Origin of the sequence: Agrobacterium sp. DSM 25558 (assembly GCF_900100825.1) — a bacterium.
Classification (GTDB): domain Bacteria; phylum Pseudomonadota; class Alphaproteobacteria; order Rhizobiales; family Rhizobiaceae; genus Agrobacterium.
Window position 1 is genome coordinate 380,626 of the sequence record NZ_FMUD01000001.1, and the last position, 23,807, is coordinate 404,432.

Here is a 23,807-nt window from a genome sequence, read left to right on the forward strand (position 1 = left end):
CTCAACCTCCAAATCTGCAAGCGAGGACTGCGGACATCATTATGCGCCTGCCGTCAGCTTGAGTACGAATGCAACAATCACGACCATGGCGAGCGACAAGGGAAGGAAGACCTTCCAGCCGAGACGCATCAACTGGTCATAGCGGTAACGTGGAACGAATGCCTTCACCAAGCCGAACATGAAGAAGACCATGCCGCCCTTCAGGATGAACCAGATGATACCTGGAACCCAGTTCAGGAACCAGACATCCACGATGGGAAGCCAGCCGCCCAGGAACAGGATGGTCGTCAGGCAGCACATCAGAACGATGGCAGCATATTCGCCCAACATGAACATCATGTACGGGGTGGAGCCATACTCCACCATGTGACCGGCCACAAGTTCCGATTCCGCTTCTGGCAGATCGAAGGGTGGACGGTTGGTTTCAGCCAGTGCCGAGATGAAAAAGACGATGAACATCGGGAAGAGCGGCAACCAGTGCCAATCCAGGAACGATGCCGGCAGGCCAAGCGACGTGCCAATGCCCGAATGCTGCGCATTGACGATATCCGTCAGGTTCAGCGAACCGACGCAAAGCAGAACGGTGACGATAACGAGGCCGATGGAGACTTCGTAAGACACCATCTGCGCGGCAGAACGAAGCGCGCCAAGGAACGGATACTTCGAGTTCGAAGCCCAGCCACCCATGATGATGCCGTAGACTTCGAGCGACGAGATCGCGAAGATGTAGAGAATGCCGACATTGATGTTGGCAATCACCCAGCCATCCGCAAAGGGGATGACGGCGTAGGTTGCCAGAGCCAGCGTCACGGCAACCAGCGGAGCCAGCAGGAACACGGCCTTGTTGGCACCGGATGGGATGACCGGCTCTTTCAGAATGAACTTCAAAAGGTCGGCGAAAGACTGGAAGAGGCCGAAGGGACCAACGACGTTGGGACCACGGCGCAGCTGAACGGCTGCCCAGATCTTACGGTCGGCAAGCAGAAGGAAGGCGATCGACACCAGCAACAAAACGAGAAGAAGCAGGGACTGGCCGACAATAATCAGCGCTGGCCAGACATAGCTCCAGAAAAACGATTCCATAGTCCCCTACCCTTACTCTGCCGCAGCCTTGAAGTTGTTGCGGGCCAATGCGGAACATTCGGCCATCACGGCGGACGCTCTCGCAATCGGGTTCGTCAAATAAAAATCCTTAACCGGCGATGCAAAGCCCGCCTTGTTGAGGGTACCAGCCTTTGTCGCCAGCGCTTCGATGCCTGCCACGTCGGCCACGGCAATCTCGTCGGCATCGGCAAAATGCGGATGCGCGATGTAAAGCTGGGCACGCAGTGCGGACAGCGAGTCGAACGGCAGCTTGTGACCGAGAACATCGGACAACGCACGCAGGATCGCCCAGTCTTCGCGGGCTTCACCCGGTGCGAAACCGGCGCGGTTGCCCATCTGGACGCGTCCTTCGGTGTTGACCCAGATGCCGGACTTTTCGGTATAGGCAGCACCCGGCAGGATGACATCGGCAGCCATTGCGCCAGCGTCGCCATGCGAACCGATATAGACCGTCAGTTTTGCAGTCTTTGCAGAGAGGTCGATTTCGTCTGCACCGAGCAGGAAGAGAACGTCCGAAGATGCCGCGATGGAAGCGGCGTTGGCCGCCGTGTCTGCCGGAACGAAGCCGATATCCAGACCACCGACGCGGGCAGCAGCCGTGTGCAGAACCGAGAAGCCGTTCCACTCAGCCGAAACGACGCCGACGGAAACGGCCAGCTTTGCAGCCGAGCTAAGCACAGCAGCACCGTCTTCACGCGACAGAGCGCCCTGCCCGACGATGATCATCGGGTTCTTTGCAGCCTTCAGCTTTTCGATGAAGCTGTGCGAACCGGAGGCCAGATCGGACAGCGTATCCGTGCCGGAGCCGAGATATTCATAGTCGTAACGCAGTTCGCTTGCTTCACCGATGACAGCGATCGGGAAGCCACCACGACGCCAGCGCTTGCGAATGCGTGCGTTGAGCACGGATGCTTCATAGCGTGGGTTGGAGCCGATGATCAGCAATGCGTCGGCATGTTCGATGCCTTCGATGGTGGCGTTGAACAGGTAGCTCGCGCGACCAAGCGATGGGTCGAGCGCTGCGCCATCCTGACGGCAATCGACATTGGTCGAACCGAGCGATACGAGCAGCGACTTCAGTGCGAACATTTCTTCAACGGAGGCCAAGTCGCCAGCGATAGCGCCGATCTTTTCACCGGATGTGGAAGCAACAGCAGCCTTGATGGCTGCGAAGGCTTCGCCCCATGTGGCGGGCTGCAAGCGGCCATCCTTACGGACGTAAGGCTTGTCGAGACGCTGGGTCTTCAGACCGTCCCAGATAAAGCGGCTCTTGTCGGAAATCCACTCCTCGTTGATGGCTTCGTTGACACGCGGCATGACGCGCATGACTTCGCGCCCACGGGTATCGACGCGGATGGCAGAACCGAGCGCGTCCATAACGTCGATGGTTTCGGTCTTGCCGAGTTCCCAAGGACGGGCGGTGAATGCGAAAGGCTTTGATGTCAGCGCGCCAACCGGGCAAAGATCAACGACGTTGCCCTGAAGCTCGGACGTCATCGCCTGTTCGAGATAGGTCGTGATTTCGGCATCTTCGCCGCGACCGATCAGGCCGAGTTCGGAAATGCCGGCAACTTCGGTGGTGAAGCGAACGCAGCGCGTGCAGTGAATGCAGCGGTTCATGACCGTCTTGACGAGCGGTCCGATGTATTTGTCTTCCACGGCGCGCTTGTTTTCAGAATAGCGCGAGCCCGGAATACCGAAGGCCATCGCCTGGTCCTGAAGGTCGCATTCGCCACCCTGGTCACAGATGGGACAATCGAGCGGGTGGTTGATGAGCAGGAATTCCATCACGCCTTCGCGGGCCTTCTTGACCATCGGCGTGTTGGTGAAAACTTCCGGCAATTCGCCGTTCGGGCCGCCACGAATATCGCGAACGCCCATGGCGCAGGATGCGGCGGGCTTGGGCGGTCCGCCCTTCACCTCGATGAGACACATGCGGCAGTTACCCGCGACCGACAAACGCTCGTGGAAACAAAAGCGCGGAACTTCGGCACCAGCCTCCTCGCACGCCTGCAACAGCGTGAAATGATCCGGAACCTCGATCTCTTTACCGTCAACCTTGAGCTTTGTCATGGTCCTACTTACGTCCTGTTGCCTGTTCGTCCCGCACAGTCTCGCACGGTCCGCAACAAATCCTGATGGCGTCCGGCCAAGACTCGATACGGCCAAACGCTTCGACATGTATGGGACCGGTTACACCCGTTCCCCGCCGCTCGCAACACCCTTCCGGTGTTACTCCGCCAGTGTTACTCGGCAGCCTCAAGCACAGCGCCATCATCCATGGCCCTGTAGGTATATTCGTCGATCCGCTTTTCGATTTCCGGACGGAAATTGCGGATCAGCGCCTGAACCGGCCATGCAGCCGCATCACCCAGCGCACAGATGGTGTGACCTTCGATCTGCTTCGTCACTTCGAACAGCATATCGATTTCGCGCTTCTGCGCGTTGCCCTTGACCATGCGTTCCAGAACGCGCCACATCCAGCCCGTGCCTTCACGGCAAGGCGTGCACTGGCCGCAGCTCTCATGCTTGAAGAAGGCCGCGATGCGGGCGATGGCCTTGATGACGTCGGTGGACTTGTCCATGACGATCATGCCGCCGGTCCCGAAGGACGACTTCACTTCGCGCATGCCGTCGAAGTCCATGATGGCATCCTTCATGTCCTCACCGCGAACGATTGGGCACGATGCGCCGCCTGGAATGACGCCGAGCAGATTGTCCCAGCCGCCACGTATCCCACCGCAATGACGCTCGATCAGTTCCTTGAAGGACAGACCCAGCGCATCTTCGAAGGTGCACGGACGCTCGACATGGCCCGAGACCATGAACAGCTTGGTGCCGACATTGTTTGGACGACCGATAGAGGAGAACCACGACGCACCGCGACGCAGGATGGTCGGCGCAACGGCGATGGATTCGACGTTGTTAACGGTCGTTGGGCAACCATAGAGGCCCATATTGGCCGGGAACGGAGGCTTGAGGCGTGGCTGGCCCTTCTTGCCTTCGAGGCTTTCGAGAAGCGCCGTTTCCTCGCCGCAGATATATGCACCTGCGCCGTGGTGAACGTAGATATCGAAATCCCAACCGTTCTTGTTGTTCTTACCCAACAGACCGGCGTCATAGCATTCGTCGATTGCCGCCTGAAGCGCTTCGCGTTCGCGCATATATTCGCCGCGAACATAGATGTAAGCGGTATGCGCGCTCATGGCGAAACCAGCGATCACGCAGCCTTCGATCAGCGTGTGCGGATCGTGGCGCAGAATTTCGCGGTCCTTACAGGTGCCGGGCTCGGATTCGTCGGCATTGACGACGAGGTAATGTGGACGGCCGTCGCTTTCCTTCGGCATGAAGGACCATTTGAGGCCTGTCGGGAAGCCCGCACCACCACGACCACGAAGGCCGGATGCCTTCATTTCGTTGATGATCCAGTCACGGCCCTTTTCGATGATCTGCTTTGTGCCATCCCAATGGCCGCGCGCCAACACGCCCTTCAGAGACGTGTCTTTGAGGCCATAGAGATTGGTAAAGATGCGATCTTGATCTTTTAACATGCTTGACCTCTTTACCGCGGCTTCTTGCCGAAGACCCTGATGTATTCGGCTTCGCCACCCTTGGCGAGCGCCTCGGCCTGACGTACCCAATCATCGCGATCGATACGACCCTTGAAATTCAGATAACCGTCCACCCACTCACGTTCCTCGGCGGACCAGCCAGCAACCTGCATGTAGGTGAAGATGCCGAGCTCGTTGAGCGTCGTCTCGATTTTCGGGCCAACACCGGAAATCAGCTTCAGATCGTCAGCCTTTGCGGGACGCTCGATCTTGGCCGGACGGTTCTTGTCTTCCAGCGATGGCTTCGGCGCGGTTTTCACCTCGCCAGACCCTTCTTTCGCGGCATCCTTGGCGTTGTCTTCAGAAGCCTTGGGGTCCGTGACCGGTGTCTTCAACTTCGCATCCGACTCGGCTGCCGTCGTTTTAGGCTTTGCAGCTTCGGATGGCGCAGGTGCAGGTGTCGCTGCTGGAACCGCCGTCGCAGGGGCTTCGGCTGGCTTGTCGAGATTGGAGCGATCCGGCTTCGTCTCTTCCGTCAGCGTGGTGAGAGGACCGATCGGTGCCGACAGATGGCGGTCGATTTGCGGACCTGGCTTGACGGTGTCGCCCTTGCCGGCCTCAAACGTGTCGATGATCTCTTCCAGACGCTCTGGCGTCAGGTCTTCATAGGCATCCTTGAAGATGATGACCATCGGCGCGTTGACGCAGGCACCCTGACATTCAACCTCTTCCCAAGACAGCGTACCGCTCTCATTGGGTGTCAGTGGATCATGGTGGATCTTGTGGCGACAGACATCCATCAGCGCTTCGGAACCACGCAACATGCAGGGCGTAGTACCACAGACCTGAATGTGTGCTCTGGTGCCAACCGGCTTCAGCTGGAATTGCGTATAGAAGGTCGCAACTTCAAGCACGCGGATATAAGCCATATCCAGCATGTCGGCGATCTTCTCGATACAGGCGCGGGTGACCCAGCCGTCCTGCTCCTGCGCACGCATCAACAGCGGAATGACCGCGGATTGCTGACGCCCTTCAGGATACTTCTGGATCGTTTTTTCCGCCCATGCGGTGTTGTCCGCGTTAAACGCGAAACCCGTGGGCTGGACCTGATCTTCGGCTAGTCGACGAACGGACATACTTCCTCACGCCCCATCAGTTTAACGACTCGCACCGCGATTTCGTCACCGTGACGAATTCGCAGGCATAGGCCGTTTTGTCTTTTTGCATGAACACAATGAATTTTCCGCCATTGGGAAGCGAGGATTTTATCTCGTATCCCTGTGACAGAAGTTGTTTGACAGATGATGAACCGCCGCCTGCCTTCGAAGACACGCCGTCATCCGCCGTCTGGGCGAAAACGGGTGCGGTCGCGGCAACAAAAGCCGATATGGCCAGCGGCAAACGCATCAGCGGTCGACCTCCCCGAACACGATGTCCAGAGAGCCGAGAACAGCCGTCACGTCGGCAAGCTGATGGCCTTTGCAAAGGAAGTCCATGGCCGCCAGATGCGCGAAACCCGGAGCGCGAATCTTGCAACGGTAAGGCTTGTTCGAACCATCCGCGACCACATAGACGCCGAACTCGCCCTTCGGCGCTTCGACGGCCGCATACACTTCCCCGGCTGGAACGTGATAACCTTCGGTGTAGAGCTTGAAGTGGTGAATCAAGGCTTCCATCGAACGCTTCATCTCGCCACGCTTTGGCGGAACGACCTTGCCATCGAGCGACGACACAGCACCGATGCGGTGCTTGCCCTGCAAAAGCTCGACGCACTGCTTCATGATCTTGATCGATTCGCGCATTTCCTGCATGCGGATCAGATACCGGTCGTAGCAATCGCCATTCTTGCCGACGGGAATGTCGAATTCGAGATCGGAATAGCACTCGTAAGGCTGCGCACGGCGCAAGTCCCAGGCAGCGCCCGAACCGCGAACCATGACGCCGGTAAAGCCCCATGCGAACGCATCTTCGAGCGAAACGACGCCGATATCGACGTTACGCTGCTTGTAAATACGGTTGTCGGTCAACAGTCCCTCGACATTGTCGAGGAAGGTGATGAACGGATCGCACCACTTGCCGATATCATCGACCAGCTCAGGCGGCAGGTCCTGATGGACGCCACCTGGACGGAAATAGGCTGCGTGCAGACGTGCACCCGAAGCGCGCTCATAAAACACCATGAGTTTTTCACGCTCTTCGAAGCCCCAGACCGGCGGCGTCATTGCGCCTACGTCCATAGCCTGCGTCGTAACGTTCATGATGTGCGACAGGATGCGGCCGATTTCCGAGAACAGAACACGGATCAACTGACCACGCATCGGAATTTCCAGACCGAGAAGCTTTTCCACAGCGAGCGAGAAAGCATGCTCCTGGTTCATCGGCGCAACGTAATCGAGACGGTCGAAATACGGCAAAGCCTGAAGATAGGTCTTGGTCTCGATCAGCTTTTCGGTGCCACGGTGCAACAGGCCGATATGCGGATCGACGCGCTCAACGACTTCGCCGTCGAGTTCGAGGACGAGACGCAACACGCCGTGCGCGGACGGATGTTCCGGGCCGAAGTTGATCGTAAAATTGCGAACGTTATGCTCTGTCATGGCTTGGCCTTTTCATCGCCCGGAAGAACATAGTCTGTTCCTTCCCAAGGGGAGAGAAAGTCGAAATTACGGAATTCCTGCTTCAGCTCGACCGGCTCGTAGAGAACGCGCTTCAGCACGTCATCATAGCGCACTTCCACAAAGCCCGTGACCGGGAAATCCTTGCGCAGCGGATGACCTTCAAAACCGTAGTCAGTCAGAATGCGACGCAGGTCGGAATGGCCTTCGAATGGAATGCCATACATGTCCCAGGCTTCGCGCTCGAACCATTCCGCGCCGATAAAAACAGATGTCGCAGATGGCACGGCTTCGTCTTCTGCCGCCTGAAGCTTGATGCGAACACGCAGGTTCTGGCGTGGCGACAACAGGTGATAGACGACATCGAAACGCTTTTCGCGTTGCGGCCAGTCGACACCGCAGATGTCGATGATGTTGACGAAACCGCACTGCACATCGTCACGCAGGAACGTCAACAGCGCTAAAACATTGTCCGGTGTCGTGTTCAGCGTCAGTTCGCCATAGGCAATGACGGACGATTCCAGCAGGGAACCGCGTACTTCATTCACATAGGCCGAGAGATCGTTGAGAGCTTCGCTCATTTATAAGTCCTCTGCCCTTAACGCTCGATCGTACCGGTACGCCGGATCTTCTTCTGCAGCAGAAGCACGCCATAAAGCAGTGCTTCCGCAGTGGGGGGACAGCCCGGCACGTAGATATCGACGGGAACCACACGGTCGCAACCGCGAACGACGGCGTAGGAATAGTGGTAATAACCGCCGCCATTGGCGCAGGAACCCATAGAGATGACGTAACGCGGCTCCGGCATCTGGTCATAGACCTTGCGAAGCGCAGGTGCCATCTTGTTGGTCAGCGTACCGGCAACGATCATCACGTCCGACTGACGTGGTGAAGCGCGTGGCGCAACGCCGAAACGCTCCATATCGTAACGTGGACCGGAGGCCTGCATCAGACCTTCGACGGCGCAGCAGGCAAGACCGAACTGCATCCACATCAGCGAGCCGGTGCGCGCCCAGGTAATCAGGTCATCGGTCGTCGTGACCAGAAAACCCTTATCCGCGAGTTCGTCGTTAATCTCGGTGAAGTAGGCGTCATCGCTGCCAACTGGCTTGCCGGTGGACGGATCGACGATGCCCTTGGGCTTCGGTGCGACCAGCGTCGTGTCGTTGTGAACTACGCCCATTCCAGTGCCCCCTTCTTCCATTCGTAGATAAAGCCGATGGTGAGAACGCCGAGGAACACCATCATGGACCAGAAGCCGAACCAGCCGATTTCACCGAAGGACACAGCCCACGGGAACAGGAACGCGACTTCGAGATCGAAGATGATGAACAGAATCGACACCAGATAGAAGCGAATGTCGAACTTCATGCGCGCGTCGTCGAACGCATTGAAGCCGCACTCGAAGGCGGACAGCTTTTCAGGGTCGGGGTTCTTGTAGGCAACGGCGAAAGGCGCAATCAACAGCGCCAGACCGATGACAAGCGCGATACCAATGAAGATTGCGATCGGAATGTAGGAACTGAGGAGTTCAGTCATTGTCTCTTCCTTACTCGACCGAGCGTCGAGCATACCCCTTTGGAAACGAGAATCCGCAGGGTCGAAAATTATGTTGCAACGCCGCAGTGGTTATCCCAGCCAAGCGCGCTCTGCAAGAGATTAAGTGTCATTTCGATCCAAACGTGACTTGGAGCAGCCGCTATTATATGCACACAACGTCGAAAACACCAGGATTCATCGCGCTAAGTCATTAAAAAATATGAGCAATCAGACTGTATCAGCCGCCACCAAATTGTCGCATATTTTTGCGCTTCAAAACGGCTTGAAGCCGACCAAAACGACTCGAAAAACATGACTCAAAGACGCAAGAAATCGCCCACCTGAAACGATGCCGAAGAGGTGCTTTGCGGGCATAGTTTATAGCAAAGCGAGACGACAAGTCGCGCAGAAAACACGGCATATGGACTTGTGAAAACTAAGCTTTGGAGATTTTTACGCAACCATTGCGATTTGAAAGGAGGACATTTGCTTCTGCTATCAGAAGAAAATGGCGCGAGTGACGGGGCTCGAACCCGCGACCTCCGGCGTGACAGGCCGGCACTCTAACCAACTGAGCTACACCCGCGCATTATATCGGATCATGCGATCCGTCGTTTTCGAGGAAGGAATGGCGCGAGTGACGGGGCTCGAACCCGCGACCTCCGGCGTGACAGGCCGGCACTCTAACCAACTGAGCTACACCCGCATATTCCCTAAAGACTGGCCGAAACCCGCCTTACGAACTCGCCTCGGCTGTTCGTTGAGCGGCTAACTAAGACGTTCGTGTTGGGGTGTCAAGCAGCTTTCACGACAAAAGAATAAGCTTGAGCATTTTGATTTGACAAAGACGCGAAGAGGCCCGGTTTCCCGGTACTTTTCCCATTTCAGTTTTTTGTCTCCAAGCCGAGGCACTTATCCACAGACGCAGAAGATTATATGTGATCCGCTCTGCACAGGACACATTGCGTTGGAGGATTCGCGAATAAGGCCCTCTTCATTGTCTCGAACTCTGAAGGCCACACATGGGGAGCACCGCACAAAGAAGCCCCTCCTCCAACTTGCCGTCATGCAAAAACACCACCGACAGAGAATGGCTGTTTCCCTGGGTTTCTGACAGACAAGAAGCCTTCGACGCGAAACCGAGTTCTCATAAAAATCGAAAAAAACAAAAAAACTTCACAAAAGCTCTTGCGGTTTTTTTCCGATACCAATACATCACGGCCACCGACGCGGCAGACACGATCTGCAAGACGCGAAGGGCGATTAGCTCAGTTGGTAGAGCGCCTCGTTTACACCGAGGATGTCGGCGGTTCGAGTCCGTCATCGCCCACCATTCATTTAAAAAACCTCAAATAGTGCCATTCGGCTACTTCGGCATCAGTTTTTTACGACTGAGTGTGCGTGCTGATCACTCATGTCATCAGTGACGACTCGGCTTCATCGCAGAGTGCATGAGTGATCGTGCGTTCTACCCGATGACGCATCGGTACCATGACTGCATCCGCAGCGCCTCCCGTCACTCGTTCTGCTCAAGCACTTAAAAAACGGCAACACCGCTTGGACAAAGTAATGATCTCTTAACGATATTTTTGACTTGTCGCGCCGTTGCGTTTTTTCGAGACAAAGTGCTGCGCTGAACCCATGATTTTACCCGTTAGATTCAATATTTCTAAATAAATTATCTCCCATAATCATAGCGTCGGCTTCATGATGAAGTCGCGTTTTGATGGGATGAACCATGTTTGCGAACTCAATCGTAACGCTGGCGCTTATCGCGCTGCCAATCTACTTCTTTTTCCGCTGGGTACAGTACGACTCAGAGAGGCAGGATAAGTAGAAGTAGAACGTCCCCTGCCCCTCCCCACGCGTTAAACGTAGACGTCAACCATCCGCTGGATGACCGTAGGTGGTGAACCCGCCACCTTGATAAATGTGGGCTGGATCTTTCGGATCCTCTTTGCCCGCTTGCGCAAGTAACTCGGCGCGCCACTTCGCCGAGCTATCCTGTGGCTTCCACCCCAGGAAGGCCGTGTTGCCGTTATCCCACCAGCTTTCCTGATTGTCGGATGCGCCATAGACCACGGCGTGGCCGAGACGCGGCGCTTGGAACCCACGCGCGCAGAGCAACACGAAATCCGCAGCGCTCAGCCACGTTGCCAGCATGCGTGTCGTCTTCGGCTCCTCAGTCAGCGAACCGATTCTCACCGATAGAGTTTCCTGCCCGAACTTATCGAAATAAAAGCTCGCCAGATTTTCACCGAAGCACTTCGAGACGCCGTAAAGAGAATCAGGACGCACCGGCGAGGTGCTGTCGAGCTTCTCGTCGCGGCGATAAAAACCGATCGTATGGTTGGAACTAGCGAATATGATCCGTGGCTGGCAGTTGTGACGCGCTGCCTCGTAAAGATTGTAAACGCCTTCGATATTGCCCTTGAGGATAAGCTCGAAGGGGCGCTCAACCGAAATGCCACCAAGATGAATGATGCCATCGACACCGGCGACAGCCGCATCGACTTCGGCGCGGTTCGAAAGATCGCATTTGATGAAGGTCTCATGCGCGGCCAAGTCGGTCACGTCAACCATATCGGACAGCACGATCCTCTCTGCCATGTCCTTCAACAGCGGGCGAATGGCCTGGCCCACACCGCCAGCAGCGCCCGTCAACAACAAAGTCTTCAGCATGTTTCCTCCACATCGCCACGCCAAACGCCGAAACGGCGCTCACTCGTGGTCATACATAAATTCATCTGTTATCGTATCTCTACGTCATGATGGCTGAGTTTTTCAAGTGTCTTTGCAGATAGCCAGCGTATGGCTGCGGACCTAACTTTCGACCTTAGGCCGTACCTCCGCACGGTCTCACCGCCGGAAATTTTGGTTCGAATTCAGCCAACTTGTATTATAAGTTCTTGACGAAGATAATATCTCGAATATTATCGCCGCAACGAACAATCGGAGACACGAAATTCATGGCTATGGACCCACAGGAACTGAAGGTTGCACTCGGTGCGGGCCTTCTCTCTTTCCCCGTAACACCCTTCAGCAATGACGGCGAATTCAACGAAAAGCCCTATCTCGATCACGTCAGCTGGCTTTCCGGCTTCGATGCGAGCGTTCTGTTTGCTGCGGGCGGCACGGGTGAATTCTTCTCGCTTGCTCCTGAAGAGGTCGGCACGGTCGTGAAGGCTGCAAAGGCCGCCGCCGGCTCGGTTCCCATCGTTTCGGGCTGTGGTTATGGCACCAAGATCGCCATTCAGATTGCCCAGAGCGCGGAAAAGGCAGGTGCCGATGGCATTCTGCTTCTGCCGCATTACCTGATGGATGCCTCGCAGGCTGGCCTCTATGCGCACATCAAGGCTGTGTGTGATTCCATCTCCATCGGCGTCATGGTCTACAACCGTGACAACTCGATTCTGACGGCTGAAACACTTCAGAAGCTTTGCGACAGTTGCCCGAACCTGGTCGGCTTCAAGGATGGCTCCGGCGATATCGGCCTGGTGCGCAAGATCACCGCGACAGTTGGCGAGCGATTGACCTACCTCGGTGGTATGCCGACGGCTGAACTGTTTGCCGATGCTTACCTGGGTGCTGGCGTGACGACCTATTCGTCTGCCGTGTTCAACTTCGTGCCGGCGCTTGCGCAGGAGTTCTACAAGGCGCTGCGCGCCGGAGACAGAGCAACGACGGACCGCATTCTCATTGATTTCTTCTACCCCTTCATGGACATTCGCAACCGCCAGAAGGGCTACGCCGTTTCCGCCATCAAGGCTGGTGTCCGCCTCATGGGCTTCGATGCGGGTCCGGTTCGCGCGCCGCTGACAGACCTCACAGAAGAGGAAGTGGGCATGATGGAAGCGCTGATTGGACCTTACAAGCCATGAAGATAGAGGCGGTCCGCACTCATCTGCTCGATTACAAGCTGGCTCACGCCTTCGAAAGCGCGTCCATGCGCTTCGACAGGCGCATCCACTGCCTTGTGGAGATCATATGCGATGACGGCACCGTGGGCTGGGGCGAATGCCTCGGTCCGGCAAAGCCGAATGCAGCCGTTGTGGCCGCCTACACCCCTCACCTCATCGGCAAAGACCCGCTCGATATCGAGATCATCTGGCATCAGCTCTACAACCTGCTGCGTGACCAAGGTCAACGCGGCCTGACGATAACGGCGCTCAGCGGCATCGATATCGCGCTTTGGGATATCAAGGGCAAGCGGTTCGGCACATCCGTGTCGCGCCTGCTGGGCGGTCGTTTCCGCGAAAGCGTCCAGGCCTATGCCACAGGCTCATTCCGCAAGGATGGTGTCGATGCGGTGTCTGACGTCGCAGCGGAAGTTGCGGGTTATGCCAAACAGGGTTTCCATGCGGTCAAAATCAAGATCGGCTTCGATGTGGCCGAAGATATTGCCGTCATCCGTGCCGCACGCGAGGCGGTTGGCCCTGATGTCCGCATCATGATCGACGCCAATCACGGTTACGACGCGCTCGAGGCCATCGAGGTGGGCAAGGCGCTGGCACCACTTGGTATCGACTGGTTCGAAGAGCCTGTCGTGCCCGAACAGCTGGATGCCTATCAAGCTGTTCGCGCCGGTCAGCCCATTCCCGTGGCCGGTGGCGAAACGTGGCACGGGCGTTACGGCATGCGTGCCCCGCTGGAAAGCCGTGCCGTGGACATTCTCCAGCCCGATCTTGCAGGCAGCGGCGGCTTTTCCGAAACCAAACGCATCGCCGACCTCGCAACGCTCTACGGCGTGCGCGTTGTTCCGCATGTGTGGGGAACCGGCGTGGCCATTGCCGCCGCCCTGCAATTCATGGCCTACCTACCGCCAGACCCTGCCCGGCGCAATCCGCGCCCGCCGATTCTAGAGTTCGACCGCACGGAAAACCCCTACCGCCAGGCCGTGCTGACCAGCCCGCTGGATCATGTCGATGGCGTGGTTCAGATACCGGATGGTCCGGGGCTGGGCATCGAGATCAACCGCGATGCGTTGGAACAGTATGTTTTGAAAGACGCGTGATCTCTGGGTGAAGCGATCACGATAAAAAGCCGGGCGTCATCTCTGACGCCCGGCTTTTTGTTTGATGGATGCTTCCTACTCCGTCATCCCGGACTTGATCCGGGACCCAGCCTGCGCCGCGTCTGCGGTGCAAAGACTCCTTCTCGCCGCAGACGCGGCGAACTGGATTCCGGCTCAAGGCCGGAATGACGGAGAAATAAGCCTTGCAGCTTATTAAGCTTAGTTCGTACCCTTCAGATCGACCGGGAAGAACAGCGTCTCACCAGAGGAATCATCCACGCCATCATTATCGGTCACGGCAAATGCCTTGCCGGACTTGTCGAAGGCGAAACCTTCCAGCTTGTCTACGACGTAGCCGTTTGTCTGAGCCTTGAGGTCGGGGAGGAAGTCGTGGACTTCGGTCTTTTTGACCAACGGCAGCTCGCCGCCGATCTTGCCGGGCTTCAGGTCGGCAATCGCGACGCTGTACAGCTTCTTGATCTTTGCCTTGTCGCCGATCAGGTTGTCACGCTCCACGATGTAGACATTGTCGCCGTGGGCGGTGATTTCAGACAGGCCGACCCAACCATCCTTGGTCTTGTCCAGCGGATAGTGCACGGCACCCCACTCCTTGGACTTCAGATTGTAGGACACCAGCTTGACCATGCCCTTTTCGTTCTTACCCCATTCGCGCTGAACGGCCATCCACAGCGTGGCGTCATCGCCCTTGCCGATCAGGGTAATGCCTTCAAAGCCGAAACGGGTTTCGCCTTCCAGCAGGTCTTTAGGAAGAGCGATTTCGGTCTTGATCTCACCCTTGGCGGTGACGTTGTAAAGCGCATGTGGAACGAGCTTGTCGCTGTTGCCTTCGGACGCGACCCAGAAGCCGCCCTTGCCATCCAGCGTGATGCCTTCCATATCCAGCTTCTGCGCTGGCTGACCGTCACGCTTGACGCGCAGGACGCTGGTAATGACGGCAGGCTTCTTGGTTGCGTCGATCGTATAGATCGACGGCTGGTTACCGTAGACGGAGTCGGAGATGGCATAGAGAATGCCGTCCTTTTCCGCATCACCCACGAGGCCGGACAGAGCGCCCCAGCCAATGGGTGCACCATCGACTGTGACCGAGGTGAGTTGCGGGTAAGCCGCCTGCCCTTCCGAACGCTCATAGATCATGACATGCGAGCGTGCTGCACCGTCTTCCACCAGATCGGCTTCGTTGGCGGTGACCAGTAGGTTGCGCGATGGAATGGCGACGGCACCTTCAGGGGAAATGCCCGATGGAAGTATCTGTGTCAGCTGTGGCTCGCCGCCCGTGTCCTTGTAAACGCCGACGACAGATGCACGCTCGGCTAGAACGAAGAAATACTTATCGTTGCCGAATGTTGCTGCTTCCAAGCCTTCAGGCTCGATACCTTTCGCCTTTGAGCGCTTTTCCGGGTAATGGCCGATGGCCGCAACCGCATGCTCGAAGGAGGAGCCTGCTTCGTAAAGCAGCTTGCCGGTCTTGTCGAAAATGGTGAAGCCGCGCGAACCGCCCTGCCAGTCGCCCTCGTTGGCGATGACGATGCGGTTGTTGTCCAGCCACTTCACGGCGTCCGGCTCGCGCTTGCGCGCGTCCTGCTTGTCGGTGAACTTCAGCTGACCATCGGTCTTGGTATCGATGCCTGTCAGATCAACCGTACCGGCGGAAAAATGGCTCGTGACCTTGCCGCTTTTGCCGTCAACGATGACGATATGATTGTTTTCCTGAAGCGTCAGGGCAATCTCACCATTGGCGTTAATAGAGACGAATTCCGGCTCTGGATCCTCAGGAGAGATTTCGGCAAGACCGGTGACGTCGATCTTCTTCAGCGTCGAGCAATCCGGCGCGCCATCCTTCAGTCCGATGGTGACGAGGAAGCCTGCGGGCATCTGTGGAAGTGCGCCGTCATTGACCTCTTCATCGCGCTCGTTTTCGATGGCAATGGCAACGAAGCTCTTATCCGGAGAAACGGCAACGGAGTCCGGCTGACCCCCGAGTTCGCAGCTCGCCTCGATCTTCTTGGTCGCGATATCGACCGTGACCAGCTTACCCGACGGCTTCACGAAGCTCTCAGACGTGTTGACGCCCGCCAGAGCTTTTCCACCTGATACCGTAACCGAGGTCGGCTCGCCATCCATCATCAGCGCGCCAAGGGCCTTTGGAGCCTTTGCATCCTTGATGTCAACGAAACCGATGCCGCCAAGCGGGCTGTCGGAATAGATCAGCGTATTGCCATCTTCGCTGGCCGTGATGATTTCTGCAGACGTCGTCGTCTTCTCATCCTTATCGGCAGGAAGGTTCAACGCGACTGGAAACGACGAGACGCGGTTGAAGACCTGTTCGGCGGCGACGGGAAATGCGGCGGAAGCAAAAAGCGCTGCGGTCAACGCAGCACTCGAAAAACGAAATGTCATGGTGTCCCCTTCAGTGCACTGGAAAAATGCATGAGGGGGCTTTTGCGACATGGACGTGACAGGCCAATGACAATCAGAAGGTGATGATAAACAAAAAGCCCGGCTTGAAGCCGGGCTTTTCGCATTTCATCGGCGTTCTTTCGCAAAACTGCGCAAACAGCCGAATTTTCCTCGTAGACCTCGAAACCGTTCGCCCGCCGCGGGCAAACAGCCTCTTGAAACTTAGGAGTTTACAGCTTCCTTCAGGCCCTTGCCTGCGGAGAACTTTGGTACGTTGCGAGCCGGAATATCGACTTCTGCACCGGTGGATGGGTTACGACCCTTCGAAGCTTCGCGACGGCTGACAGTAAAGCTGCCGAAGCCAGCGAGACGAATATCGCCACCGCTCTTCAGTTCGTTCTGTACAGTTTCGAAAACTGCGTCGACCGCAGATGCGGCATCAGCCTTCGTAAGACCAGCCTTTTCGGCAACTGCAGAAACGAGCTCATTCTTGTTCATGTTTCCACCCCTTTCAATGGTTTGAAACGACTCAAATTGGATCGGCGCAGAATACTTATCTATTCGCGCACCGCCACCCAAAAGCGCCGGAATGGCCTGAAAAACAAGGGGTCCAGAGTTCTTTTCACAAAAAAGGCTGGCATTTCTGCCAGCCTTTCGACGATTTTGTGCTAATTTAGCATCATGATCTGCGGTCGCAACTCAATGCGCAATTGTCTGACCCGCATCATCGACGCCTTCAACAGTTGCAATTACAGGCGTCTCGATGCTGCCATCCCATTCGATCGGCTCTGGCATACGCACCAACGCATGACGCAGAACTTCACCCATGCGTGCGACCGGGATGATTTCCATCTCGTTCTTAACGTTGTCAGGAATCTCGGCCAAGTCCTTGGCATTCTCCTCAGGGATCAGCACCTTCTTGATGCCGCCACGAAGCGCTGCCAACAGCTTTTCCTTCAGACCGCCGATGGGCAGGATACGACCGCGAAGGGTGATTTCGCCCGTCATCGCAACGTTCTTGTCCACAGGAATACCGGTCATGATCGAAACGATGGCGGTTGCCATAGCAACACCTGCGGATGGACCATCCTTCGGTGTCGCACCTTCTGGAACGTGAACGTGGATGTCCGACTTGTCGAAACGAGGCGGCTCGATCCCGAAATCCACAGCGCGCGAGCGAACATAGGATGCCGCCGCCGAAATGGATTCCTTCATCACTTCCTTCAGGTTGCCGGTCACGGTCATGCGACCTTTGCCCGGCATCATGACGCCTTCGATCGTCAGCAATTCGCCGCCGACTTCCGTCCATGCCAGACCGGTAACGACACCAACCTGATCTTCGCCTTCTGCTTCACCGTGACGATATCTTGGAACACCAAGGTAATCGTTGATGTTCGCAGCCGTAACGGCAACAGACGTCGATTTACCCTTGATGATTTCGGTCACTGCCTTGCGGGCGAGTTTCATCAACTCACGCTCAAAGCTGCGAACACCGGCTTCGCGGGTATATTGCTGGCTAATGGCCATCAGGGCATCGTCGCTGACGGAAAACTCTTCCGGGCGCAACGCATGTTCCTTGATTGCCTTGGGCAGCAGGTGACGCTTGGCGATTTCGCGCTTTTCGTCTTCCGTGTAACCGGCAATGCGGATCACTTCCATACGGTCCATCAATGGGCCTGGAATGTTCAGCGTGTTGGCGGTGGTCACGAACATGACGTCCGACAGGTCGTATTCCACTTCGAGATAGTGGTCCATGAATGTGGAGTTCTGTTCCGGATCTAACACCTCCAGCAAAGCAGATGACGGATCGCCACGGAAGTCCTGGCCCATCTTGTCGATTTCATCGAGCAGGAAGAGCGGATTGGATTTCTTCGCCTTCTTCATCGACTGGACGATCTTGCCAGGCATGGAGCCGATATAGGTCCGACGATGGCCGCGGATTTCCGCTTCATCGCGAACGCCACCCAGGGCCATACGCACATATTCACGACCGGTTGCCTTGGCAATGGACTTCGCAAGCGAGGTCTTACCAACGCCTGGAGGACCAACGAGGCACAGGATCGGGCCGCGGATTTTCGAAGCACGGGCCTGCACGGCCAGATATTCGACAATGCGTTCCTTGACCTTGTCGAGGCCAAAATGATCCAGCTCAAGAACCGCTTCAGCCGCGTTCAGGTCCGTCTTGATCTTGGACTTCTTGCCCCATGGCAGACCAACCAACCAATCCAGATAGTTGCGCACGACGGTCGCTTCCGCAGACATCGGGCTCATCTGGCGCAGCTTCTTCATCTCCGCGTCGGCCTTTTCCCTGGCCTCCTTGGAGAGCTTGGTCTTGGCAATGCGCTCTTCCAGCTCGGCCATCTCGTCACGGCCATCTTCGCCGTCGCCGAGTTCCTTCTGGATCGCCTTCATCTGTTCGTTCAGGTAATACTCGCGCTGGGTCTTCTCCATCTGGCGCTTGACGCGCGAGCGGATACGCTTTTCGACCTGCAGAACGGAAATCTCACCTTCCATGAAGCCGAGTGCCTTTTCGAGGCGCTGCTTCACGCTCACCGTTTCCAGCATTTCCTGCTTTTCGGTGATCTTGATAGACAGATGCGAGGCAACCGTGTCAGCCAGCTTGGAGTAATCATCGATTTGTCCAGCAGCGCCAACGACTTCCGGTGAAATCTTCTTGTTGAGCTTCACATAGCTTTCGAACTCGGAAACCACCGAGCGAGACAGTGCCTCGTTCTCGACAGGATCTTCCTCCGGCTCGTCCAGCAAGACTGCTGTCGCTTCGTAGAAGTCTTCGCGGTCGGTGTATTCCTCGATCTTGGCGCGGCCTTTGCCTTCGACCAGAACCTTGACCGTGCCATCAGGCAGCTTCAGAAGCTGCAAAACGTTGGCAACGGTGCCGACCTTGTGAATGGCAGATGTATCAGGATCATCATCGCTGGCGTTGATCTGGGTGACCAGCATGATCTGCCTGTCCGAGCCCATGACTTCTTCCAGCGCACGAATAGACTTTTCCCGCCCGACGAAGAGCGGAACGATCATGTGCGGGAAAACGACAATGTCGCGCAGAGGGAGTACGGGATATGTACCGCCAGATGCAGCAGACGTAATGTTCGTCATATCATTTCCTTTCAATGGCCTCTCTTGGGAGAGACACTTGCCGGACTATCTTGTGGGAGTTTCCGGCATATTCTTTGTCGTGACTGAAAGTGGAGTTCGCCACCGTCATTTTCAAGTCACAACAGCAGATACCCTTCCGTCCTGGACGGGATAAAACTTCAAATACGCTACACGCAACAATACGCTTTATATTTTCCGTTTTCCGCCCGCCACGCCGAATCGGAAAAAGCAGCCGACATTCAAAAAAACGTCATATCGCGCTGCAAATCACTTCTAAAACTTTATCAGGAAAGCGCAATCCGCTCCAAACGCAAAATCGGATCACGACGCCATAATGCAACCTTTCCCGTGCATAAAACGCAAAAAAGGCCCACTTGCGGTGGGCCTTTCCATTTCAAAGACGTGCGTTTGAAGCCTATGCCGAAACGTTGGCTTTTTCGTCCTGACGATCCGCATAGATGTAAAGCGGACGTGCGGCACCACTGACAACTTCGTCAGAGATGACCACTTCCCGAACGCCATCCAGTGTCGGCAGCTCGAACATCGTATCGAGCAGGATTTTCTCCATGATCGAACGCAGTCCACGAGCACCGGTCTTGCGGGTAATCGCACGACGCGCGATTTCGCGAAGCGCATCGCCCTGGAATGTCAGCTCGACGTCTTCCATCTCGAACAGGCGCTGGTACTGCTTGATCAAAGCGTTCTTCGGCTCCGACAGAATCTGGATCAGCGCATCTTCATCCAGGTCTTCGAGCGTCGCCAGAACCGGCAGACGGCCGATGAACTCGGGGATGAGGCCGAACTTGACCAGATCTTCCGGCTCCAGCTCGCGCAGCACTTCGCCCACACGACGATCGTCTTCCGCCTTCACCGTTGCGCCAAAACCGATGGAGGTCTTTTCGCCACGGGCAGAAATGATCTTGTCGAGACCAGCAAACGCACCGCCGCAGATGAACAGGATGTTGGTCGTATCCACCTGCAGGAATTCCTGCTGCGGATGCTTGCGGCCACCCTGCGGAGGAACGGATGCAACCGTGCCTTCCATGATCTTCAGAAGCGCCTGCTGAACGCCCTCGCCCGACACGTCACGTGTGATGGACGGGTTGTCAGACTTGCGGGAAATCTTGTCCACTTCATCGATATAGACGATGCCGCGCTGAGCGCGTTCAACGTTGTAATCGGCAGACTGGAGCAGCTTGAGGATGATGTTTTCAACATCTTCACCCACGTAACCGGCTTCCGTCAGCGTCGTCGCGTCAGCCATGGTGAAGGGAACGTCGATGATGCGGGCCAAAGTCTGGGCAAGATAGGTCTTGCCGCAGCCGGTCGGTCCAACCAGCATGATGTTCGACTTCGCCAACTCTATGTCGCCGTTCTTGGAAGAGTTCGCAAGGCGCTTGTAATGGTTGTGAACAGCCACGGACAGGATTTTCTTCGCCTGCTTCTGGCCGATAACATATTCGTCGAGAATCTTGATGATGTCCTGCGGGGTGGGAACACCCTCGCGCGATTTCACCATCGAGGTCTTGTTCTCCTCGCGGATGATGTCCATGCACAATTCGACGCATTCATCGCAAATGAACACCGTCGGTCCGGCAATGAGTTTCCGGACTTCGTGCTGGCTCTTGCCGCAGAATGAACAATAGAGTGTATTCTTAGAGTCGCCGCCGTTGCTGCCGCTGACTTTGCTCATATCACTTTCCTTCCAGCACGCCGCTGGTCCGCCAGGCGGATCGCGGTCAACTTACCGTCTGCCAACACGCCCGCTTTTCACAAGCTTTCGTATCGGCTTCGTTCCCGGGGCACTAACCGCATCAGATTGTGAACCTGAAACGGCGGCAACGAATTCCCCTTCAGCCACCGAAGCGACTATCGCTCCGGTTTTATTCGTCATTCGCCCCGTCATCAACCCAAAACGGATTTTTCGAGGCGACTCAAAGCTACGTCATAAAAATTCAACACAGCCTTAATATCTACTATTAGCGCTTTATTTTGTGGTTTAAACCCCCGATTTTCACTTCGCGGGTTCAAACAACAGTCATAAACGAAAAGCTTAGCTGGCGATTGCGCCTTCCATCTCCTGACGCGAGGTCAGGATTTTGTCGATGACGCCCCAGTTCTTGGCCTCGTCCGCGTCCATAAAGTGGTCACGGTCCAGCGTGTTTTCAACTTCTTCAAGTGTACGACCCGTATGCTTCACGTAGACTTCATTGAGGCGACGCTTCATCTTGATGATATCGCGCGCATGGCGTTCGATATCGGAAGCCTGGCCCTGGAAGCCGCCCGACGGCTGGTGAACCATGATGCGGGCATTCGGCGTGCAGAAGCGCATGCCCTTTTCGCCGGCGGCGAGAAGCAGCGAGCCCATGGACGCAGCCTGACCAACGCACAGCGTGGAAACGGCCGGACGAATGAACTGCATCGTATCGTAAATCGCCATGCCAGCGGTTACGACGCCACCTGGCGAGTTGATGTAGAGCGCGATTTCCTTCTTCGGATTTTCCGATTCCAGAAACAGCAGCTGCGCGCAAACCAGCGACGCCATATGATCTTCCACCGGACCGGTCAGGAAGATGATACGTTCCTTGAGAAGGCGTGAGTAAATGTCATAGGACCGTTCGCCGCGATTGGTCTGCTCCACAACCATCGGCACCAGAGCCATGGCGGTATCAACTGGATTTGTCATGTCCGTCCTTTGTCAACTCTTACCCGGAGGCATCAGCACCCGGAATCAATTCAATTCGTCTACTCACTACATAGAGTGTGATGACACCGTTCTTCAAGGCTCGACGGCGTATATCCTTAATGACGTCCCGGCAAATTTCCTAGGCCGCCATACTAGGGCGCTCGAAATGACGCCACACGAATTGATACGGTCGCGTCCGTCATCAACGGTGAAACGGCATATTGGTCAACCAATTCTTAAATTCACTGTAAATATACACGCACAACCTCTCCTAACGTGAAGTAGAAACGACTTCTTAGGGATTAAACGTCGATACTGCCGCCCGACCGATTTGCATCACGATGATGCTTCAGGTTTTGCAGGACATTCATCTTCACGCGGAAGTCTGAGCGCCGAACGATGCGCGCATATGTTTCCGCATTTACGCCGAGACAGACAGGGATAGTGCAGTGCTAGACGCTAAAACAGGCATGCTTATCTGGTCCATGCAAACATTGACCATCGCCGCCGTTCTGGCGGTGCTGTGGCTGCACAATCCGTCGAAGAAATATCATCTATGCTTCGCATCCGGTTTCGCGCTTGTGGGCGTCGGAGCCATTCTCGTGTTGTTGCGCGGAGAAATACCCAACGTCCTGTCGATCCAGGTCGGCAATACCATAGCGCTGTCCGCATTCGGTTTCTGGCTTGCTGGTCTTTTGAAACTCGAAGACCGCAAGATCGACGGCTGGATCGCCATTCCGGCGCTCATATGGGTGGCTTTCATGTTCGTGCCGCCGGTTCGTGACAGCATGGAAGCCCGGATCATCCTCTATCACATCTGTGCCGCCGTCGGTTATTTCATGCTGGCCGGCGTTCTGGTGATGTCGAGCGAATACATATCGAAAACACGAAAGGTGCTGATTGGCGCACTGATCGTCCAGGCCTTCATGGGCGCGATAACCGCGTCGCTGGTAATCCCCTACAATCTGGCAACCGGACAGGTGGTGCCACTGACGGCACCTGTTGCGGTGGCAGGGTCCTTCGGCTTTATCGTGCTGCTGATGATCAGCATCAAAATGTTCATGGAAGATACCGAACGCCGTCTGCAACACCTCGCCATGACGGATCATCTGACCGGGACGTTGAACCGGCGTGGCATGACCGACGCCTTCGAGATGTTGAAGACGAAGGTCGGCACCAAATCCCGCCACATCGCTCTCATCCTGTTCGATATCGATCACTTCAAGAACATCAACGACAGGTATGGTCACCAGCGCGGCGACGAGGTGCTGGTTCGGTTCTGCGCAGAGGCAGGCGAGATCGTGCGTGGACAAGGCGTTTTGATCCGCATGGGCGGCGAGGAATTCGCCTGCCTGATCGAAACCGACGATCCATCGAAAGCTGCGATCCTGGCAGAAGCCATCCGTATTCGCTTCAGCCGTCTCGCGCTGCTTGCAGACAACGAACGCTTCTTCGCAACGGTCAGCGCCGGTGTTTTCTGCCAGAGAGCCTCGGATGCCGATCTCGATGCGATGCTGACCATGTCCGACCGCGCGCTGTATGGAGCCAAGAAGGAAGGCCGCAACCGTACTGTCGTGCGTGAAGGGTCTATCAACATCGTCATACCCGCAGACGACCGCGACGAAGACCCATGCGATAACAATGCCGACCGACAGGTGGCGGCCCTCACCCGCATTACCCATATCGCAAATCGATAAACCACGACTTGACCTCGACGCGCTTGCGATCCCATCATGGCATCTGCGCAAGTGTTGGAGGTTTCG

At 56.2% G+C, this 23,807-nt stretch carries 18 protein-coding genes and 3 tRNA genes; 4 read left to right on the forward strand and 17 right to left on the reverse strand.

Going from position 1 to position 23,807, the window contains the following annotated elements; translation table 11 throughout:
* Positions 1-39 precede the first annotated feature (39 nt).
* The 11 genes from nuoH to DSM25558_RS01980 form a co-directional block, all read right to left on the reverse strand.
* Positions 40-1,083, reverse strand: a complete 1,044-nt coding sequence (nuoH, locus tag DSM25558_RS01930) for an NADH-quinone oxidoreductase subunit NuoH (RefSeq protein WP_067652772.1) — start codon at positions 1,081-1,083, stop codon at positions 40-42.
* A 12-nt stretch (positions 1,084-1,095) separates the two neighbouring features.
* Positions 1,096-3,177 carry an NADH-quinone oxidoreductase subunit NuoG gene (gene nuoG, locus DSM25558_RS01935; RefSeq protein ID WP_077101214.1) on the reverse strand — a complete coding sequence of 694 codons (2,082 nt, stop codon included), beginning with the start codon at positions 3,175-3,177 and terminating at the stop codon, positions 1,096-1,098.
* A 173-nt stretch (positions 3,178-3,350) separates the two neighbouring features.
* Positions 3,351-4,655, reverse strand: coding sequence for an NADH-quinone oxidoreductase subunit NuoF (nuoF, locus tag DSM25558_RS01940; protein WP_067652768.1), 1,305 nt, complete (start codon positions 4,653-4,655; stop codon positions 3,351-3,353).
* 11 nt (positions 4,656-4,666) lie between these two features.
* A complete protein-coding gene (locus tag DSM25558_RS01945; RefSeq protein WP_077101216.1) occupies positions 4,667-5,791 on the reverse strand; it encodes an NADH-quinone oxidoreductase subunit E in 1,125 nt (374 codons plus the stop codon).
* 16 nt (positions 5,792-5,807) lie between these two features.
* On the reverse strand, positions 5,808-6,062 hold the full coding sequence (locus tag DSM25558_RS01950; RefSeq protein WP_077101218.1) for a hypothetical protein: 255 nt from the start codon (positions 6,060-6,062) through the stop codon (positions 5,808-5,810).
* Positions 6,062-7,252, reverse strand: a complete 1,191-nt coding sequence (locus DSM25558_RS01955) for an NADH-quinone oxidoreductase subunit D (RefSeq protein WP_077101220.1) — start codon at positions 7,250-7,252, stop codon at positions 6,062-6,064. The genes DSM25558_RS01950 and DSM25558_RS01955 overlap by 1 nt, the downstream gene beginning before the upstream one ends.
* Positions 7,249-7,851 carry an NADH-quinone oxidoreductase subunit C gene (locus DSM25558_RS01960; RefSeq protein WP_077101222.1) on the reverse strand — a complete coding sequence of 201 codons (603 nt, stop codon included), beginning with the start codon at positions 7,849-7,851 and terminating at the stop codon, positions 7,249-7,251. Before DSM25558_RS01960 ends, DSM25558_RS01955 begins: the two co-directional genes overlap by 4 nt.
* A 17-nt stretch (positions 7,852-7,868) precedes the next feature.
* On the reverse strand, positions 7,869-8,453 hold the full coding sequence (locus DSM25558_RS01965; RefSeq protein WP_067652756.1) for a NuoB/complex I 20 kDa subunit family protein: 585 nt from the start codon (positions 8,451-8,453) through the stop codon (positions 7,869-7,871).
* Positions 8,444-8,809 carry an NADH-quinone oxidoreductase subunit A gene (locus DSM25558_RS01970; RefSeq protein ID WP_042619792.1) on the reverse strand — a complete coding sequence of 122 codons (366 nt, stop codon included), beginning with the start codon at positions 8,807-8,809 and terminating at the stop codon, positions 8,444-8,446. Before DSM25558_RS01970 ends, DSM25558_RS01965 begins: the two co-directional genes overlap by 10 nt.
* Positions 8,810-9,318: 509 nt before the next feature.
* Positions 9,319-9,395: transfer RNA gene (locus tag DSM25558_RS01975), tRNA-Asp, on the reverse strand.
* Positions 9,396-9,438: 43 nt separating this feature from the next.
* A tRNA-Asp gene (locus DSM25558_RS01980) sits at positions 9,439-9,515 on the reverse strand.
* Between the two features lie 551 nt (positions 9,516-10,066).
* Here DSM25558_RS01980 and DSM25558_RS01985 point away from each other — a divergent pair.
* Positions 10,067-10,142, forward strand: a tRNA-Val gene (locus tag DSM25558_RS01985).
* A 548-nt stretch (positions 10,143-10,690) separates the two neighbouring features.
* Here DSM25558_RS01985 and DSM25558_RS01990 read toward each other — a convergent pair.
* Positions 10,691-11,491: an NAD-dependent epimerase/dehydratase family protein gene (locus DSM25558_RS01990; protein WP_077101224.1), complete on the reverse strand. Its 801-nt coding sequence runs from the start codon at positions 11,489-11,491 to the stop codon at positions 10,691-10,693.
* Between the two features lie 293 nt (positions 11,492-11,784).
* Between DSM25558_RS01990 and kdgD the strand changes: the two genes are divergently transcribed.
* Together kdgD and DSM25558_RS02000 are read left to right on the forward strand one after the other, a co-directional pair.
* Positions 11,785-12,690 carry a 5-dehydro-4-deoxyglucarate dehydratase gene (kdgD, locus tag DSM25558_RS01995; protein WP_077101491.1) on the forward strand — a complete coding sequence of 302 codons (906 nt, stop codon included), beginning with the start codon at positions 11,785-11,787 and terminating at the stop codon, positions 12,688-12,690.
* On the forward strand, positions 12,687-13,823 hold the full coding sequence (locus DSM25558_RS02000) for a mandelate racemase/muconate lactonizing enzyme family protein (protein WP_077101226.1): 1,137 nt from the start codon (positions 12,687-12,689) through the stop codon (positions 13,821-13,823). Before kdgD ends, DSM25558_RS02000 begins: the two co-directional genes overlap by 4 nt.
* Before the next feature lie 219 nt (positions 13,824-14,042).
* Here DSM25558_RS02000 and DSM25558_RS02005 read toward each other — a convergent pair whose 3' ends face one another.
* The 5 genes from DSM25558_RS02005 to clpP all read right to left on the reverse strand — a co-directional run bounded on the left by DSM25558_RS02005 (position 14,043) and on the right by clpP (position 22,044).
* Complete coding sequence (locus DSM25558_RS02005) at positions 14,043-16,241, reverse strand: esterase-like activity of phytase family protein (RefSeq protein ID WP_077101228.1); 2,199 nt, start codon at positions 16,239-16,241, stop codon at positions 14,043-14,045.
* Positions 16,242-16,463: 222 nt separating this feature from the next.
* Positions 16,464-16,739, reverse strand: a complete 276-nt coding sequence (gene hupB, locus DSM25558_RS02010) for a DNA-binding protein HupB (RefSeq protein ID WP_067652735.1) — start codon at positions 16,737-16,739, stop codon at positions 16,464-16,466.
* Positions 16,740-16,940: 201 nt separating this feature from the next.
* Positions 16,941-19,358, reverse strand: a complete 2,418-nt coding sequence (gene lon, locus DSM25558_RS02015) for an endopeptidase La (protein WP_077101230.1) — start codon at positions 19,356-19,358, stop codon at positions 16,941-16,943.
* A gap of 415 nt (positions 19,359-19,773) precedes the next feature.
* Positions 19,774-21,051: an ATP-dependent Clp protease ATP-binding subunit ClpX gene (clpX, locus tag DSM25558_RS02020; RefSeq protein ID WP_077101232.1), complete on the reverse strand. Its 1,278-nt coding sequence runs from the start codon at positions 21,049-21,051 to the stop codon at positions 19,774-19,776.
* Positions 21,052-21,411: 360 nt separating this feature from the next.
* Entirely contained in the window at positions 21,412-22,044 is a 633-nt protein-coding gene (clpP, locus tag DSM25558_RS02025) for an ATP-dependent Clp endopeptidase proteolytic subunit ClpP (protein ID WP_077101234.1), read from the reverse strand.
* Between the two features lie 449 nt (positions 22,045-22,493).
* Here clpP and DSM25558_RS02030 point away from each other — a divergent pair, with 449 nt between their 5' ends.
* Positions 22,494-23,741, forward strand: a complete 1,248-nt coding sequence (locus DSM25558_RS02030) for a GGDEF domain-containing protein (RefSeq protein WP_077101235.1) — start codon at positions 22,494-22,496, stop codon at positions 23,739-23,741.
* The last annotated feature ends 66 nt before the right edge of the window (positions 23,742-23,807 follow it).

Excerpts from the sequence above, each read along its gene's own strand:
- nuoH (WP_067652772.1), bottom strand. The coding sequence starts at position 1,083 with ATGGAATCGTTTTTCTGGAGCTATGTCTGGCCAGCGCTGATTATTGTC.
- nuoG (WP_077101214.1), bottom strand. The coding sequence starts at position 3,177 with ATGACAAAGCTCAAGGTTGACGGTAAAGAGATCGAGGTTCCGGATCAT.
- nuoF (WP_067652768.1), bottom strand. The coding sequence starts at position 4,655 with ATGTTAAAAGATCAAGATCGCATCTTTACCAATCTCTATGGCCTCAAA.
- DSM25558_RS01945 (WP_077101216.1), bottom strand. The coding sequence starts at position 5,791 with ATGTCCGTTCGTCGACTAGCCGAAGATCAGGTCCAGCCCACGGGTTTC.
- DSM25558_RS01950 (WP_077101218.1), bottom strand. The coding sequence starts at position 6,062 with ATGCGTTTGCCGCTGGCCATATCGGCTTTTGTTGCCGCGACCGCACCC.
- DSM25558_RS01955 (WP_077101220.1), bottom strand. The coding sequence starts at position 7,252 with ATGACAGAGCATAACGTTCGCAATTTTACGATCAACTTCGGCCCGGAA.
- DSM25558_RS01960 (WP_077101222.1), bottom strand. The coding sequence starts at position 7,851 with ATGAGCGAAGCTCTCAACGATCTCTCGGCCTATGTGAATGAAGTACGC.
- DSM25558_RS01965 (WP_067652756.1), bottom strand. The coding sequence starts at position 8,453 with ATGGGCGTAGTTCACAACGACACGACGCTGGTCGCACCGAAGCCCAAG.
- DSM25558_RS01970 (WP_042619792.1), bottom strand. The coding sequence starts at position 8,809 with ATGACTGAACTCCTCAGTTCCTACATTCCGATCGCAATCTTCATTGGT.
- DSM25558_RS01990 (WP_077101224.1), bottom strand. The coding sequence starts at position 11,491 with ATGCTGAAGACTTTGTTGTTGACGGGCGCTGCTGGCGGTGTGGGCCAG.
- kdgD (WP_077101491.1), top strand. The coding sequence starts at position 11,785 with ATGGACCCACAGGAACTGAAGGTTGCACTCGGTGCGGGCCTTCTCTCT.
- DSM25558_RS02000 (WP_077101226.1), top strand. The coding sequence starts at position 12,687 with ATGAAGATAGAGGCGGTCCGCACTCATCTGCTCGATTACAAGCTGGCT.
- DSM25558_RS02005 (WP_077101228.1), bottom strand. The coding sequence starts at position 16,241 with ATGACATTTCGTTTTTCGAGTGCTGCGTTGACCGCAGCGCTTTTTGCT.
- hupB (WP_067652735.1), bottom strand. The coding sequence starts at position 16,739 with ATGAACAAGAATGAGCTCGTTTCTGCAGTTGCCGAAAAGGCTGGTCTT.
- lon (WP_077101230.1), bottom strand. The coding sequence starts at position 19,358 with ATGACGAACATTACGTCTGCTGCATCTGGCGGTACATATCCCGTACTC.
- clpX (WP_077101232.1), bottom strand. The coding sequence starts at position 21,051 with ATGAGCAAAGTCAGCGGCAGCAACGGCGGCGACTCTAAGAATACACTC.
- clpP (WP_077101234.1), bottom strand. The coding sequence starts at position 22,044 with ATGACAAATCCAGTTGATACCGCCATGGCTCTGGTGCCGATGGTTGTG.